At 64.9% G+C, this 15,309-nt stretch carries 12 protein-coding genes; 11 read left to right on the top strand and 1 reads right to left on the bottom strand.

Annotation, left to right across the window (positions count from 1 at the left end; genetic code table 11):
- Window positions 1-68: 68 nt before the first annotated feature.
- The 5 genes from GL284_RS02915 to GL284_RS02935 all read left to right on the top strand — a co-directional run bounded on the left by GL284_RS02915 (window position 69) and on the right by GL284_RS02935 (window position 5,457).
- A complete protein-coding gene (locus tag GL284_RS02915) occupies window positions 69-1,475 on the top strand; it encodes a circularly permuted type 2 ATP-grasp protein (protein ID WP_155043149.1) in 1,407 nt (468 codons plus the stop codon).
- A gap of 10 nt (window positions 1,476-1,485) precedes the next feature.
- Window positions 1,486-2,445 (top strand): alpha-E domain-containing protein, encoded by a 960-nt coding sequence (locus GL284_RS02920; RefSeq protein WP_155043150.1) that lies wholly within the window; start codon window positions 1,486-1,488, stop codon window positions 2,443-2,445.
- A gap of 10 nt (window positions 2,446-2,455) precedes the next feature.
- A complete protein-coding gene (locus GL284_RS02925) occupies window positions 2,456-3,256 on the top strand; it encodes a transglutaminase family protein (RefSeq protein ID WP_155043151.1) in 801 nt (266 codons plus the stop codon).
- 74 nt (window positions 3,257-3,330) lie between these two features.
- A complete protein-coding gene (locus GL284_RS02930; RefSeq protein ID WP_155043152.1) occupies window positions 3,331-4,056 on the top strand; it encodes an Ntn hydrolase family protein in 726 nt (241 codons plus the stop codon).
- Window positions 4,057-4,179: 123 nt separating this feature from the next.
- Window positions 4,180-5,457 carry a glycosyltransferase 61 family protein gene (locus GL284_RS02935; RefSeq protein WP_196216727.1) on the top strand — a complete coding sequence of 426 codons (1,278 nt, stop codon included), beginning with the start codon at window positions 4,180-4,182 and terminating at the stop codon, window positions 5,455-5,457.
- Here the strand turns inward: GL284_RS02935 and mutS are convergent.
- Window positions 5,448-8,069 (bottom strand): DNA mismatch repair protein MutS, encoded by a 2,622-nt coding sequence (gene mutS / locus GL284_RS02940; protein ID WP_155043154.1) that lies wholly within the window; start codon window positions 8,067-8,069, stop codon window positions 5,448-5,450. The two genes, GL284_RS02935 and mutS, sit on opposite strands and share 10 nt — an antisense overlap.
- 138 nt (window positions 8,070-8,207) lie before the next feature.
- On the opposite strand from mutS, the gene GL284_RS02945 reads away from it, so the two are divergent.
- The 6 genes from GL284_RS02945 (at window position 8,208) to GL284_RS02970 (ending at window position 15,195) form a co-directional block, all read left to right on the top strand.
- Window positions 8,208-9,047 carry a 2-keto-4-pentenoate hydratase gene (locus GL284_RS02945; protein ID WP_155043155.1) on the top strand — a complete coding sequence of 280 codons (840 nt, stop codon included), beginning with the start codon at window positions 8,208-8,210 and terminating at the stop codon, window positions 9,045-9,047.
- Window positions 9,048-9,186: 139 nt separating this feature from the next.
- A complete protein-coding gene (locus GL284_RS02950; RefSeq protein ID WP_155043156.1) occupies window positions 9,187-10,293 on the top strand; it encodes an ABC transporter substrate-binding protein in 1,107 nt (368 codons plus the stop codon).
- Between the two features lie 81 nt (window positions 10,294-10,374).
- Window positions 10,375-11,220: an ABC transporter permease gene (locus GL284_RS02955; protein ID WP_155043157.1), complete on the top strand. Its 846-nt coding sequence runs from the start codon at window positions 10,375-10,377 to the stop codon at window positions 11,218-11,220.
- Window positions 11,217-11,999 carry an ABC transporter permease gene (locus GL284_RS02960; RefSeq protein ID WP_155043158.1) on the top strand — a complete coding sequence of 261 codons (783 nt, stop codon included), beginning with the start codon at window positions 11,217-11,219 and terminating at the stop codon, window positions 11,997-11,999. Before GL284_RS02955 ends, GL284_RS02960 begins: the two co-directional genes overlap by 4 nt.
- Entirely contained in the window at window positions 11,996-13,036 is a 1,041-nt protein-coding gene (locus tag GL284_RS02965) for an ABC transporter ATP-binding protein (protein WP_155043159.1), read from the top strand. Before GL284_RS02960 ends, GL284_RS02965 begins: the two co-directional genes overlap by 4 nt.
- A 143-nt stretch (window positions 13,037-13,179) precedes the next feature.
- Entirely contained in the window at window positions 13,180-15,195 is a 2,016-nt protein-coding gene (locus GL284_RS02970; protein WP_155043160.1) for a Hint domain-containing protein, read from the top strand.
- Window positions 15,196-15,309: the final 114 nt, after the last annotated feature.

The raw sequence follows: 15,309 nt of genomic DNA on the forward strand, positions 1-15,309 counted from the left end.
GTTGCGCCTGTGGACACCGCCTGCCCGATTGCCAAGATCATAAGCAGGTGAGGGAGAGCGGGGTAACGATGTATTACAATGAGATGCTGGACGGGCAGGCGGTTCGCGCACCCTATGCGATGCTGTCGGACTGGGTGGAAACCATGCCCTCCGAGATCCGGCAGATGAAGCAGGCCGAGGCCGAGGCGCTGTTTCGCCGCATCGGCATCACCTTCGCCGTTTATGGCGAGGGCGGCGACCCGGACCGGCTGATCCCGTTCGACATGATGCCGCGCGTGTTTCTGCAAAGCGAATGGCGCAAGCTGGAACGCGGCATCAAGCAGCGCGCGCGGGCGCTGAATGCCTTTCTGCGCGATGTCTATGGCCGGGGCGAAATCGTCCGGGCCGGTCGCATCCCTGCCAAGCTGGTCTATCAGAACGAGGCTTATGAAAAGGCCTGCGTCGGAATCGTCCCGCCGCGCGGCGTGTTTTCGCATATTGTCGGCATCGACATCGTGCGCACCGGCCGCGACGATTTCTTCGTGCTGGAAGACAATTGCCGCACCCCCTCGGGGGTCAGCTACATGCTGGAAAACCGCGAGATCATGATGCGGATGTTCCCCGGACTGTTCCGCGGCAACCGGATCGAGCCGGTGGACCAATATCCCGAACTCTTGCGCCGCACGCTGGCCTCGGTCGCGCCCGCGAAATGCGAGGGCGCGCCGACGGTCGTCATCCTGACGCCAGGCCATTTCAACAGCGCCTATTACGAGCACAGCTTTCTGGCCAACCTCATGGGGGTGGAACTGGTCGAAGGCAGCGATCTGTTCGTCGATGGCGGCTTTGTCTATATGCGCACGACGCAGGGGCCAAAGCGCGTCGATGTGATCTATCGCCGGATCGACGATCCGTTCCTTGACCCCTTGTGTTTCCGCAAGGATTCCATGCTGGGCGTACCGGGGCTGATGGATGTCTATCGTTCGGGCGGGGTCTCCATCGCCTCGGCCCCCGGTGCGGGCGTGGCCGATGACAAGGCGGTCTATACCTTCGTGCCGGAAATGATCCGCTTCTATCTGGGCGAAGAGCCGCTTTTGCAGAACGTCCAGACCTGGACGCTGTGGAAGGATGACGATTACAAATACGTCATGGACAACCTGAAGGATCTGGTGGTCAAGGAAGTGCATGGCTCGGGCGGTTACGGGATGTTGATCGGACCCAAGGCGACGCAGGCCGAAATCGACCTGTTCGCGCTGCGCATCAAGGCCAATCCCGGCAATTACATCGCCCAGCCGACGCTGGCGCTGTCGACCAGCCCGACATTCGTTGATGAGGGCGTGGCCCCGCGCCATGTCGATCTGCGGCCCTTCTGCCTGTGTGGCGACCGGGTCGAACTGGTGCAGGGCGGGCTGACCCGCGTGGCGCTGAGGGAAGGATCGCTGGTGGTGAACTCGTCGCAGGGCGGCGGGGTCAAGGACACCTGGGTTCTGTCGGAATAAGGGTCACGATATGCTAAGCCGCACTGCCTCGAACCTGTTCTGGATGGGACGTCATCTGGAACGCGCCGATACCGCCGCCCGTCTGCTGGATGTGGGCGCGCGCATCACCTTGCTGCCGAATACCGACGAAGGTTATCGCAATGAATGGGAATCGCTGCTGCGGGCGGCAGGGGCGCAGATCCCCTTTGCCGAACGCTATGGCGATCAGATCAATCAGGAAAACATCGAAAGCTGGCTGTTCTTCGACACGGGCAACCCGTCTTCGGTCGTATCCTGTTTTGAACGGGCGCGCGAAGGCGGGCGGATCGTGCGCACCGCGCTGACCAGTCAGGTCTGGGACGCGCTGAACACCGCCTATCAGGAATTGCGCCAGTTGCAGCGCCAGCCCCGCGACAAGCTGGACACGGCAATGCTGACCGATTTCACCACGCGCCACAGCTCCACGGTGCGCGGCGCGATCAATGCCACGCAGCTGCGCAATGACGGCTGGCACTTCATCAATCTGGGCTATTCGCTGGAGCGCGCCGACGCGACATCGCGGCTGCTGGACGTGAAGTATTACGTGCTGCTGCCGCGGGTGGAATTCGTCGGCTCGGGTCTGGACAATTACCAGTGGCAGGTGATCCTGCGCGCGCTGTCGGCGCATCGGTCCTTTCACTGGGCTTACGGCGGAGAGATCACGGCGGCCAAGGTCGCGGATTTCCTGATCCTGAACGGCGAAAGCCCGCGTTCGCTGCTAACCTCTCTGTATGAGGCGGTGTGGAACCTTGACGGGCTGGTGCGCCGCTATGGCGAAGACGTGCCCTCGGCTGCGTCGAAACAGGCGCGGCAGACGCTGGAATCGCTGATGGCCCGCGATATCGAGGCGATTTTCGACGAGGGCCTGCACGAATTCCTGACATGGTTCATCGGTGAGATCGGCGCCATCTCGAACGCGGTGCATGAAGACTATTTCAGCGGCCGGATGTGAGGGGAGCGCAATGAGGCTGAAGATCACCCATGAAACCGCCTATAGCTATGACACTCCGGTCGAGGCTTTGGTGCAAAGCCTGCGGCTGACGCCATCTTCGCATGAAGGGCAGCGGGTCGGCGACTGGCGCATTCTGGTCGAAGGCGGCCAGCGCGGCGCCGCCTTCCGCGACGGTGCGGGCGACTGGATCGAAGGCTGGACCGTGCGCGGCCCCATCGGCACGGTGCGGGTCAGCATCGACGGGCTGGTGGAGACCCGCGACACGGCAGGCGTCCTGCGCGGCCACCGCGAGACGGTGCATCCGCTGGTCTATCTGCGCGAAACGGTCGCGACCAAGCCGGACGAGGCGCTGACCGAACTGGCGCATTCGGTTCAGGCGCAGGACACGCTGGATCTGGCGCACCGCCTTAGTGCCGCCATCGGCGAGATGGCCGAATTCGTGCCGGGCGTGACGCAATCGCAGACCTCGGCTGCGCAGTTCATGGAACAGCGGCAGGGGGTCTGTCAGGATTATGCCCATGCGCTGATCACCTGCGCGCGGGTGCGCGGGCTGCCGTCGCGCTATGTCTCGGGCTATCTGCATTCCGATCAGGACGGCCAGCCGCATGACGCAGCCCACGCCTGGGCCGAGGTGCATGTCGGCGCGTTGGGGTGGGTCGGGTTCGACGCGGCCAATGCCTGCTGCCCGGACGAACGCTATGTGCGGCTGGGATCGGGCTATGACGCGCAGGACGCGGCCCCGGTGCGCGGCATGGCCTTCGGCACCGGCGCGGAAAGTCTGGATGTCCGCGTCCACGTCGAAGAGCAATAACCAACTTTCAGCCATATTGCGCGGCGTCGCGGCGGAATTTATGTCTCGGTCAGGATCATCTTGAAGGGCGCGCGATGACTTACTGCGTGGGCATGAAGCTGGATGCCGGGCTGGTGCTTTTGTCGGATACCCGCACCAATGCGGGGCTGGATAACATATCGACCTATCGCAAGATGTTCTTCTTCGAGGAACCGGGCGAGCGGGTAATCGCCATCATGACCGCAGGCAGCCTGTCGGTCACCCAGACCACGCTGGGCCGCCTGCGCGAGGCGATCGACGATCCCGATGCCGATGAGACCACCTCGATCATGAAGACCGGCTCGATGTTGCAGGTCGCGACCATGATCGGCGAGACGCTGAACACCACCCGCCGCGAGATCGCCGAGCAGACCCGCGAATTAAGCCAGCAGGCCAGCGCCAGCATGATCGTCGCAGGCCAGCGCCGGGGCGGCGACATGCGGCTGTTCCTGATCTATCCGCAGGGCAACTTCATCGAGGCAACCGAGGACACGCCCTTTCTGCAGATCGGCGAACACAAATACGGCAAGCCGATCCTTGACCGCGTGGTGCGCCCCGATACCAGTCTGGCGGATGCGCAAAAGGCGGTGCTTCTGTCGATGGATTCGACCTTGCGATCCAATCTGTCGGTGGGGATGCCGCTGGATCTTGCCGTCATCGAAAAAGACAGCCTGCGCATTGGCTTGCGTCGCCGCATACTGGACGGAGACCCCGCCTTCATGGCAATGTCGGCGGCATGGTCTGCGGCTCTTCGGGACAGTTTCGGGAAGGTGACGATCTGACAACTCGACCTGTCCTGCCGGTTGCCTGACCTGTTTTTGTTCACGAGGAGAGTTGTTTGAATGGGCCTGGACTTCACCCGTCCGTCGACGGAGGTGTTCCACCTTCCGTCTGTGCACCCCGGAATGCACTATATCCAATCGCAGCCGGATCCGCTGCTGCGCAAGGTTCCCGCCGCTGATCTGCGGATCTTCGCGGCCAGCGACCATGATCCCATCCTTGAGATGCAGCAATCTGCCATCGACCGGCAGGAACAGCGCCTGCCGCGCGCCGCGATGGAAATCGCCTCGGCCCCAGTGGTGCTGCAGCGGGCGCAGTTTCGCCCCTATTTCACCACCATCGCCGGGCGGGCATGGCTGAACGGCGCCTCGGGCGACCGGCTGTGGCATCAGCTTGACAGCCATCTGCGCGACGACGCCGCGCGCGAGGCGCTGCATGACAGCTTTCGCCACGCCCGCGCGGCGGATCGTGCCCCTGCGCCGGTCTGGCCCGACGATGCGGGCGATCTGGAAATCGCGCTGGGTCTGATGCATGGCGTTGGCCATGAGCGGGCCTTGTCGGGCATGTTGTCGGGGCTTGCGCATTTCGCGCAGGACGGCTCGGACCAGATCATCAACCTGCATGTGCCCAGCGGCGGTTTTGCCGATGAGCTTGCGCTGTTCGTCGAGGCGCTGTTTCCCCAGCTTGCGCCCCGGCTGCGCTTTCGCAGCGCGCCCCGGCGCTATGAGGCGGTGCGCAGCGTCTTCAGCCATCGTCATTATCTGTATCAGGCGCAGGATGACGGCGTGGATGACAGCTTGCAGCAGGCGGGTTGGCCCATGCCCGGATCGGCCCCGCAAAGCCGTCGGCAGGTCGCCGTGGCGTCCTATGACAGCGGCATGCGGCTGGCGCGGCAGGCCGGGTTGGCGCAGGTGTCGCCGGAATTGCGTGCCTCGATGCCGTCGCTGGTCTGGATCGCGCCGCGCGGCGGCGACGGGGCGCTGACCGGGCAGGCGGCCTTGCTTGAGGATCTGCGCCAGCGCGGCTTTGCCCAGCTTCGCCCGGAACGCCTGACCCCGCTGCAGCGGATTGCGGCCATGCAGACCGCCGATATCGTGGTCATCCCGCAAGGGGCTGCGGTGTCCGAGACGTTCTGGCTGCGCCCGGATGCCTTGGTGATCCATCTGATGGCGTGCCAGAACCTGATCCAGAGCGCGGGCGATCTGTTGCCATTGGCCCATGTCGCGGGCTGCCGGTTCCATGTCGTCTTCGTGGATATTGCGGATGTCACCACGCCCGACGATATGCCGCGCCGCGCGGCTCAGCAGCACAGCCTGCAGATCGGCCGCCGCGCCACCGCCCGCGTCACCCAGATGATCGACGCCGAGTTGCAGGGCCGTCAGCGCAATACGCTTTACGCCTGAGACCCCAGCAGCCCACGCAGTTCATAGACCAGATCCAGCGCCTCGCGGGCGCTGATCGTGTCGGGATTGACCCCCAGCAGCCGGTCCTCGACCGCCGAGCCCTTGGGTTGGGCGGCGACCGGCGGCGGGGCTGCGCGAAACAGCGGCAGATCGTCCAGCAGCGCCGCCTGTTTGCCGCCGCCCTCGCCGTTTTCCAGCTGGTGCAGGATTTCCTTGGCGCGCTCGACGACCGAGCCGGGAAGCCCGGCCAGCCGCGCCACCTGCACGCCATAGCTGCGATCCGCCGCGCCCTTGCGGACCTCGTGCAGAAAGATCACCTCGCCTTCCCATTCGCGCACGCTGACGGTGGCGTTTTCGACGCCGGGCAGCCGGGCCGACAGGCTGGTCATTTCATGATAATGCGTGGCGAACAGCGCGCGGCAGCGGTTCTTGGCGTGCAGATGTTCCATCACCGCCCAGGCGATGGACAGCCCGTCCCAGGTCGCCGTGCCGCGCCCGATTTCGTCAAGGATCACCAGCGCGTGGTCATCGGCCTGGTTCAGGATGGCGGCGGTTTCCACCATCTCGACCATGAAGGTGGACCGTCCCCGCGCCAGATCATCCGCCGCGCCCACGCGGCTGAACAGCTGGCTGACAAGGCCGATATGGGCGCGGGTTGCCGGCACAAAGCCGCCAGCCTGCGCCAGAATGGCGATCAGCGCGTTCTGGCGCAGAAAGGTCGATTTGCCCGCCATGTTCGGGCCGGTCAGCAGCCAGATCGCCGGTGTCGCGGCTTCGGTCAGGGCGCAGTCATTGGCGACGAACGCCTCGCCCTTGCGGCGCAGGGCGCGTTCGACGACGGGATGGCGTCCGCCCTCGATCACGAAGGCGCGGCTGTCATCGACGGTGGGGCGCACCCAGCCTGCGCCGGTGGCCAGATCGGCAAAGGCGGCGGTCAGGTCGATTTCCGCCAGCGCCCGCGCCGCCTGACCGATCTGGGCCGCGCGGTCCAGCACGGCGCGGCACAGGCGGGCAAAGATCTCGCGCTCGATCTCAAGCGCGCGGTCGCGGGCGTTCAGGATACGGGTCTCCAGCTCGGACAGCTCGACCGTGGTGAAGCGGATCTGGTTCGCGGTGGTCTGGCGGTGGATGAAACGCTCGGGCATGGCCAGCATCCGCTCGGCATGGGTCGAGGTCGTTTCGATGAAATAGCCCAATACGTTGTTATGCTTGATTTTCAGGCTGATGACGCCGGTTTCGGCGATGTAATCGGCCTGCATCCCTGCAATCACGCCCCGGCCTTCGTCGCGCAGCCTGCGGGTTTCGTCCAGATCGTCGTCATAGCCGGGCGCGGTAAAGCCACCGTCGCGGGTCAAGAGCGGCGGCTCGGCCACCAGCGCGTCGTCCAGCAGGTCGATCAGCGCGTCATGGCCGGTCAGGTCGCGGGCGGCATCGGCCAGCACCTGTGCGCTGTCATCGCCCAACCGCGCGGCAATCGCCGCGCCCTGCGTCAGCCCGGCCCGGATCGCGGCCAGATCGCGCGGCCCGCCACGTTCCAGCGCCAGCCGCGACAGCGCGCGGTCCATGTCTGGCGCGCGCGACAGCGCCTCGCGCAGATCCGAGGTCAGGCGCGGATCATCCGTCAGATCCGCCACCGCCGCCTGCCGCGCATGGATGACCCCCAGATCGCGCGAGGGCGCGCTGATGCGCCGTTCCAAAAGCCGCGCCCCCGCGGCGGTCACGCTGCGGTCGATGGCGGCCAGAAGGCTGCCCTCGCGCCCGCCCGACAGGGCCTGCGTCAGTTCAAGGTTGCGCCGGGTCGCGGCGTCGATCTGCATGGCGCCGCCCGCCGCCTCGCGCACCGGCGCGCGCAGAAGCGGCATTCGGCCTTTCTGCGTCAGGTCCAGATAATCGGCGATGGCGCCCATCGCGGCCAGTTCCGGGCGGCTGAAACTGCCGAAACCCTCCAGCGTTTCGACCTGAAACAGCGCCGACAACCTGCGCGAGGCCGCGGCGCTGTCAAAGCTGCCGGGGGGCAGTTCGGTCAGCGCCACCCCGGCCTCGGCGGCGATATCGTCAAGCCGCGCGCCTTCGACCGCCAGCAATTCGCGCGGTGCGTGGCGCGCCAGTTCCGGGGCTAGCCGCGCCAGCGGGCAGGGCATGACGCGGAATTCCCCGGTCGAGATATCGACCCAAGCCAGCGCGCCATCGTCGCGCACGCTGGCAAAGGCCGCCAGAAAATTGTGCCGCCGCGCCTCCAGCAGCGATTCTTCGGTCAGGGTGCCGGGGGTGACAAGGCGCACCACATCGCGGGCGACGACGGATTTGCTGCCGCGCTTCTTGGCCTCGGCGGGGTCCTCCATCTGTTCGGCGATGGCCACGCGAAAGCCCTTGCGGATCAGCGTCAGCAGATAGCTTTCGGCGGCATGGACCGGCACGCCGCACATCGGGATCGGCTCGCCCAGATGCGTGCCGCGCTTGGTCAGTGCGATGTCCAGCGCGGCGGATGCGGCCAGCGCGTCCTCGAAGAACATCTCGTAGAAATCGCCCATGCGATAGAACAGCAGCGCGCCGGGATTGGCCGCGCGGATCGCAAGGAACTGCGCCATCATCGGGGTCGGTTGATCGCTCATCTTCTGGCCTGCCGCTGTCCGGGTAAGCCCTTCTAGGGGATGGGCGCGGCGATGCAAACCGTCCCGCACAAGAATAGCGGTGACAACGCCCCCGCCATGCGGCATCGTCTTGAAAAATGGAACGAAAACGAGGGCGGGATGAAAGCGTTGATTCTGTGCGCAGCCTTGGTTTGTCTGGCAGCCGCCGCGGATGCCGCATGTCCCGACACCTCTTTGATGCACAATGCCGCGCGCGGCTGGATCGCCGGACAGCGCGTGCCCGATCCGCTGGTGCGCAACATGGAGGATGCGAACTGCGCCTATGCCAGTTTCCGCGCCATCCTCGAGGCTGAACTGGGCCCGCCGGTCGGCGTCAAGGTCGCCTTCACCTCGGCCGGGGTGCAGCAGGCCTATGGCATATCCGAGCCGATGGCGGGCGCGCTGTTTGCCCCGATGCTGGTCGGCGACGGCAGCAGGATCAGCCTGAAGGGCAGTCGCAATCCGCTGTATGAGGCCGACCTGGTGGTGACGGTCGGCAATCCCGCGATCATGCGCGCCCGCACGCGCGAGGACGTGGCGGCGAACCTGCGCGACGTGCGTCCCTTCATCGAACTGCCCGACATCGCCCTGCCGCGCGGCGTGCAGCCGACCGGACCGCTGTTGGCCAGCTATGGTGCGATGCCGTGGCGCGGCGTGCTGGGGCAGGGCATCGCCATATCCGAGCTTGCCGATCCCGTCGCGGATCTGGCCGGGCTGACCTCGGTGCTGCGGGTCGATGGGCAGGTCGTCCACACCGCGCGCGGCGACAGCCTGCTGGATCATCCGCTGGATGTGGTGCTGTGGCTGGTGACGCGCGGCAATTATGACCTGAAAGCCGGGTCGATCATCTCGCTGGGGTCGCTGGGCACCTTTGGACCCGCGCAGCCCGGACGGCGGATCGAGGCGGAATACACCGTCGGCGGGCGGGTGATGAAAGTCGGCGCCACGCTGGTCCCGTAAGACTGTCACATATCTAAAAGTGCATGGTTTTACGAAAGTCTTTGCGGTCGGGCGTGCCTGTCGTAACACTGTCATCGGGCACGACTAGGTGGCAGCACATGCCGCCAAGGCGGCACCCGGATGCAACGGAGTTTGCCACATGACCATTCAATCGAAAGCGGCAAGCCTTGCCGCGCTGTTCGCGCTGACCGCCTCGGGTGCGGCTTCGGCACAGGATATGGCCGCGCTGGAAGCAGCCGCCAAGGCCGAAGGGATGCTGACCACCATCGCGCTGCCGCATGACTGGTGCGGCTATGGCGAGGTGATCGCCGGCTTCAAGGCGAAATACCCCGAAATCACCGTCAACGAGCTGAACCCCGACGCGGGCTCGGCCGATGAGCTTGAGGCGATCCGCGCCAACAAGGACAACAAGGGCCCGCAGGCGCCCGACGTGATCGACGTGGGCCTGTCCTTTGGCCCGCAGGCCAAGGCCGAGGGGCTGATCCAGCCCTATAAGGTCGCCACCTGGGACACCATCCCGGAAGATGCCAAGGATGCCGAGGGCTTCTGGTATGGCGATTATTACGGCGTCATGGCGTTCGGCGTGAACACCGACCTGATCGACGAAGCGCCGAAGTCGTGGAAAGATCTCAGCAAGCCGGAATATGCCAACGCCTTCGCGCTGGCGGGCGATCCGCGCGCTTCGGCGCAGGCCATCATCTCTGTCATGGCGGCGGGTCTGGCCAATGGCGGCGAGGCGGGTGAGGCATCGGGCCAGAAGGGCATGGAGCTGCTGGCCGAGGTCAACAAGGCAGGCAACTTCGTTCCGGTCATCGGCAAGTCGGCGACCATCGCGCAGGGTGCGACGCCCATCGTCACCGCATGGGATTACAACCTGCTGTCCTGGCGCGACGGTCTGAACGGCAACCCGCCGATCGAGGTCATCATCCCCGAGGACGGCGTCGTCGCGGGCGTCTATGTGCAGGCGATCTCGGCCTATGCGCCGCATCCGAACGCGGCAAAACTGTGGATGGAATACCTGTATTCGGACGAAGGTCAGCTTGGCTGGCTGAAGGGCTATTGCCACCCGATCCGCTTCAACGATCTGGTCGCCAATGGCAAGGTTCCGCAAGAGATGCTGGACGCGCTGCCCCCGGCTGCCGCCTATGAAAAGGCGATCTTCCCGACGCTGGAACAGCAAGAGGCCAACCGCAAGGTCGTGACCGAAGGCTGGGACAACGTGGTCGGCGCTGCCGTCAAGGAATAAGACCGGACGGCCCCGCCCATCGCGGCGGGGCCTTCCCAACACAGATGTCCAAACACGGACGTTGGAATACGGGGGACAGCGATGAAAGCAGGCTGGAACTGGCTGGGCGTGGTGCCCTTTTTCGCCTTTGCGGCGCTGTTTCTGCTCTTGCCGACGATGAACATCGTCATCGGCGCATTCCAGAACCCCGAGGGCGGCTTCACGCTGTCGAACCTTGCCGGTCTGACCGCACCGCGGATCATGGACAGCTTCAGGATCTCGATCCAGATTTCGCTGGCCAGCGCCATCCTTGGCTGCCTGATCGGCTTTGCCATGGCGGCGGCGGTGGTCTTTGGCGGGCTGCCGGGCTGGATCAAGGGGCCGTTGCTGACCTTTTCCGGCGTCGCCTCGAACTTCGCGGGCGTGCCGCTGGCCTTTGCGTTCATCTCGACGCTGGGCCGCGTGGGGCTGGTCACGATGCTGCTGCGCGAGTGGTTCGGCATCAACATCTATTCCTATGGCTTCAACCTGCTGTCGTTCTGGGGCCTGACGCTGACCTATCTGTTCTTCCAGATCCCGCTGATGATCCTGATCATCACCCCGGCGCTGGAGGGGCTGAAGCGTGAATGGCGCGAGGCGGCCGAGGTGCTGGGCGCCAGCACCGGGCAATATTGGCGCATGGTGGCGCTGCCGATCCTGTTTCCGTCGCTGCTGGGCACATTCGCGCTGCTGTTTGCCAACAGCTTCGGCGCGGTGGCCACGGCCTATGCGCTGACCGGATCGTCGCTGTCCATTGCGCCGATCATGCTGTTTGCGCAGATCCGCGGTGACGTGCTGCAGGATCCGCATCTGGGCTATGCCATGGCCTTTGGCATGATCGTCATCACCGGCATCGCCAATCTGGCCTATGTCATCATGCGGTCCCGCGCCGAAAGGTGGATGCGATGAGAAAGTTCTGGTCATGGGCCGCCATCGTCGTGGGCGGCCTGTATTTCCTGCTGCCGCTGATCGGCACGGTCGAGTTTTCGCTGCGGATGCGGCGCGGGGAATATTCGCTGGACGCCTATGCCTCGGTGCTGTCGGATCCGGCCTTCCGCGCCACCTTCGGCTATTCGGTGGTCATGGCGCTGCTGACCATCCTGCTGGGCATTCTGGTGGTGGTCCCCACCGCCTATTGGGTGCGGCTGCGCCTGCCGCGCCTGCGCCCGGTGATCGAGTTCGTCACCCTTCTGCCGCTGGTCATTCCGGCCATCGTGGTCGTTTTCGGCTATATCCGGCTGTATAACACCAGTTCATGGTTGCCGCTGACCGGATCGGGCGGGACGACCAACCTGTTGCTGCTGTGCGGCTATGCCACGCTGGCGCTGCCCTATATGTACCGCGCCATCGACACCGGCCTGTCGACCATGGACGTGCGTTCGCTAACCGAGGCTGCGCAATCGCTGGGCGCGGGCTGGACGCGGATCATCGTCACGCTGATCCTGCCCAATGTGCTGGCGGCGGTGATGTCGGGGGCGTTTCTGACCTTCGCCATCGTCATCGGCGAATTCACCATGGCGGCGCTGCTGAACCGCCCGGCCTTCGGGCCCTATATGCAATTGCTGGGTGCGAACCGCGCCTATGAGCCGGCGGCCCTGGCCGTCATCGCCTTTGCCGTCACCTGGGGCTGCATGGGCCTGATGCAACTGATTTCCCGCCTTGCGGGTGTGCGAAAGACCGCGAAATGAGCTTCCTCGTTCTGGATCATCTGCAAAAATCCTATGGCACCAACAAGGTCGTGCATGATTTCAGCATGACGGTGGACAAGGGCGAGTTCATCTCGTTTCTGGGGCCATCGGGCTGCGGCAAGACCACGGTGCTGCGCATGGTGGCGGGGTTTGAGACCCCCAGCGCGGGCCGGGTGCTGATCGGCGGGCAGGACGTGACGCGGCTGCGCCCCAACCAGCGCCAGATCGGCATGGTGTTTCAGGCCTATGCGCTGTTTCCCAACCTGACCGTCGCCGACAATGTGGGCTTCGGCCTGAAGGTCGCGGGGGTCGCCAAATCCGAACGCGCCGGACGGGTGGCCGAGATGCTGGAGCTGATCGGCCTGCCGCAGATGGGCGAGCGTTATCCCTATCAGCTGTCGGGCGGCCAGCAGCAGCGCGTGGCCCTGGCCCGCGCGCTGGCGCCGCGCCCGCGCGTCCTGTTGCTGGATGAGCCGCTTTCGGCGCTGGACGCCAAGATCCGCGTCAGTCTGCGCAACCAGATCCGCGAGATCCAGCATCAGCTTGGCATCACCACGATCTTCGTGACCCACGATCAGGAAGAGGCGCTGTCGATCTCGGACCGGGTGGTGGTGATGCATCAGGGCGTGGCCGACCAGACCGGCGCCCCGCGCGAGATCTATAACAACCCCGCCACCGATTTCGTCGCGGGATTCGTCGGCACGCTGAACCGCTTTGACGCCGATGTGGTGGACGCCGCGACCGGCCATGTGCGTCTGGGCCATACCGATGTGCTGCTGAACCGCCCGGTGAAACCCGGCCGCATCACGCTGGCCGCCCGCCCCGAAGGGCTGGTCGAAGGGCCGCACGGCATCGCGGGCGAGGTGATGGGGGTCGAGTTTCTGGGCTCGGTCCAGCGTCTGCGCGTCCGGGTCGGCGAACAGGAGGTGGTGATGGACCGCTTCAACGCCCCGGCGGTCGCTTTGCCCGAACCCGGCGCGCGGCTTTACATCTCGGCCTCTGACAGCAATTGGCTGGTTCTTGACGCGAAGGCCTGACCAAGGTCACTATCCAAAAGGATAACTCTCGGCGCGTCAGCATTTTGGGTTAAATCAACTGCGACAAGCCGACCGGAATCGCCGTCATATTCTCGGGTTCTCGCCTGGCAAGTTTATCAAGTATCACTTTTCAGAGGTTTACGATGGCCGAGATCAACGGAAGCGAAGGGCCTGATTCCCTTCTGGGCACCGGAGAGGCTGAAAGCATCAATGGCGGTGCGGGCAACGACACCATCAATGGTGGCGGCGGCAACGATACCGTCAACGGCGGCGAAGGCGCCGACCGGCTGTTCTGGAACGGCGCGGCCGGGGGCGGCGACAATGCTGTCTATCATGGCGGCGAGGGCCATGTGCCGGTCTTTGACGGCAACGGATATGTCACGCATCTGACCGGATCCGAGAACTATACCTTCGACCCCTATAACCATAATGGCGGCGATACGCTGTCGCTGAACCAGGCGTCCAATGTGGGCCTGAACCTGACCTACAGCTCGACCGAGGCCGGGACGGCGGTGGATGCCAATGGCAACCAGATCACCTTTGACGGCATCGAGCGGGTGTTTCTGGGCAATGGCGACAATTTCGTCGATGCCCGCGATGCCCAGATCCTGCATCAGGACGGCCCGCATCACTTCGTCGGGATGCGGCTGTATTCCGGCGCGGGCGATGACACGATCTATGGCAGCGCCGGCACCGACTATATCCAAAGCGGCGACGGCAATGACACGGTCTATGGCGGTGACGGCAATGACGTGATCGAAACCGGCGGCGGCGATGACATCGCCTATGGCGGCGACGGCGATGACGGCTATCGCTGGGGCAATGGCGGCAGCGCGGCCCAGATCGGCAACGATCTTTACGACGGTCAGGCCGGTTTCAACACGCTGAACGCATGGCAATCGGCCCCGGCCGAGCCGGGCCAAAGCAACGAAGGCATCAGCGTTTCGCTGGACAGTTCGTGGTCGGGCAATATCGTCGCCGGGGACGGTCAGGGCAACGAAATCGGCACGCTGCGCTTTCTGAACATGCAGAACCTGCGCACGGGCGGCGGGCATGATACCATCGACGGCTCTGATCCGAACGTGAACGGCTATCGCGTCTTTGCCGACTGGGGCAATGACTCGATCATCGGCTCGCGCGGGAATGACACGCTGGAAGGCGGCTGGGGCGCGGATACGATCATCGGCGGCAAGGGTAACGACTTCATCTCGATGAACGGCGACATCTTCGCCGGGACAAGCCGTCCCGATGCGCAGGTCGACACGCTGGTTCTGACCGATGACTTTGGCCATGACACCATCCGCGGCTTTGCCTTCGGCGGCGAGGCTGACAGCGATGGCAACCCGGCCCCGGCCGATGTGCTGGATGTCAGCGCCCTGCACGGCGAAGACGGCAACCCGATCCACGTCCGCGATCTGGCGATCCGGGGCGATGTGGATCAATACAACAACCAGTATGCCGTGATCCGTTTCCCCAATGGCGAAGAGCTTTGGTTCCAGGGCGTCGACCCCGAGACCCTGACGCGCGAGCGTCTGCTGGCCATGGGCATCCCCTGCTTTGCGCAGGGCACCATGATCCGCACCGACCGCGGCGAGGTCGCCGTCGAAGATCTGCGCGTCGGCGATCTGGTCATGACCCGCGACAACGGGTTGCAGCCGATCCGCTGGCTGGGCAATCGCAAGCTGGACCGCGTGGATCTGGCGCTGGCGCCGCGTCTGCAACCCATCCGCATCCGTGCCGGTGCGCTGGGGGACGGGCTGCCCGTCGCGGATCTGCTGGTCTCGCCGCAGCACCGCATCCTTGTGCGTTCGGCCATCGCGCAGCGCATGTTCGGTGCGCCCGAGGTGCTGGTCGCCGCCAAGCAGCTGGTCGCCATCGACGGCATCGATCAGGTGCAGCTTGAGGAGGTCAGCTATTTCCACCTGCTGTTCGCACGTCATGAACTGGTGCTGTCGAACGGGGCGGAAACGGAATCGCTGTATACCGGCGCACAGGCGTTGAAATCGCTGGGGCAGGCGGCCTGCGACGAAATCTTCACCCTGTTCCCCGAATTGCGCGACGCGCCCGCCGAAGCGGCGCGGCCCATCGTGCAGGGCAGCAAGGCCCGACAGATGGCCGAGCGGCACAGCCGCAATGGCAAGGCTCTGACGAGCTGCTGAAACACCGGGGCGGGGCGCTGCAAGGCGTCCCGCCCTTTGCTTTTCGTCCCTTCAGGGCGATTTCCTGCCGACCTGACCGCGTGGCCCGATCGAGCGAAAATCGTTCAAATGATC

The sequence above is a fragment of the Paracoccus shanxieyensis genome, from assembly GCF_009711265.1.
GTDB lineage: Bacteria > Pseudomonadota > Alphaproteobacteria > Rhodobacterales > Rhodobacteraceae > Paracoccus > Paracoccus shanxieyensis.

Bases quoted from the DNA above. Each gene is read 5' to 3' on its own strand.
- GL284_RS02915 (WP_155043149.1), top strand. From the start codon at position 69: ATGTATTACAATGAGATGCTGGACGGGCAGGCGGTTCGCGCACCCTAT.
- GL284_RS02920 (WP_155043150.1), top strand. From the start codon at position 1,486: ATGCTAAGCCGCACTGCCTCGAACCTGTTCTGGATGGGACGTCATCTG.
- GL284_RS02925 (WP_155043151.1), top strand. From the start codon at position 2,456: ATGAGGCTGAAGATCACCCATGAAACCGCCTATAGCTATGACACTCCG.
- GL284_RS02930 (WP_155043152.1), top strand. From the start codon at position 3,331: ATGACTTACTGCGTGGGCATGAAGCTGGATGCCGGGCTGGTGCTTTTG.
- GL284_RS02935 (WP_196216727.1), top strand. From the start codon at position 4,180: ATGCACTATATCCAATCGCAGCCGGATCCGCTGCTGCGCAAGGTTCCC.
- mutS (WP_155043154.1), bottom strand. From the start codon at position 8,069: ATGAGCGATCAACCGACCCCGATGATGGCGCAGTTCCTTGCGATCCGC.
- GL284_RS02945 (WP_155043155.1), top strand. From the start codon at position 8,208: ATGAAAGCGTTGATTCTGTGCGCAGCCTTGGTTTGTCTGGCAGCCGCC.
- GL284_RS02950 (WP_155043156.1), top strand. From the start codon at position 9,187: ATGACCATTCAATCGAAAGCGGCAAGCCTTGCCGCGCTGTTCGCGCTG.
- GL284_RS02955 (WP_155043157.1), top strand. From the start codon at position 10,375: ATGAAAGCAGGCTGGAACTGGCTGGGCGTGGTGCCCTTTTTCGCCTTT.
- GL284_RS02960 (WP_155043158.1), top strand. From the start codon at position 11,217: ATGAGAAAGTTCTGGTCATGGGCCGCCATCGTCGTGGGCGGCCTGTAT.
- GL284_RS02965 (WP_155043159.1), top strand. From the start codon at position 11,996: ATGAGCTTCCTCGTTCTGGATCATCTGCAAAAATCCTATGGCACCAAC.
- GL284_RS02970 (WP_155043160.1), top strand. From the start codon at position 13,180: ATGGCCGAGATCAACGGAAGCGAAGGGCCTGATTCCCTTCTGGGCACC.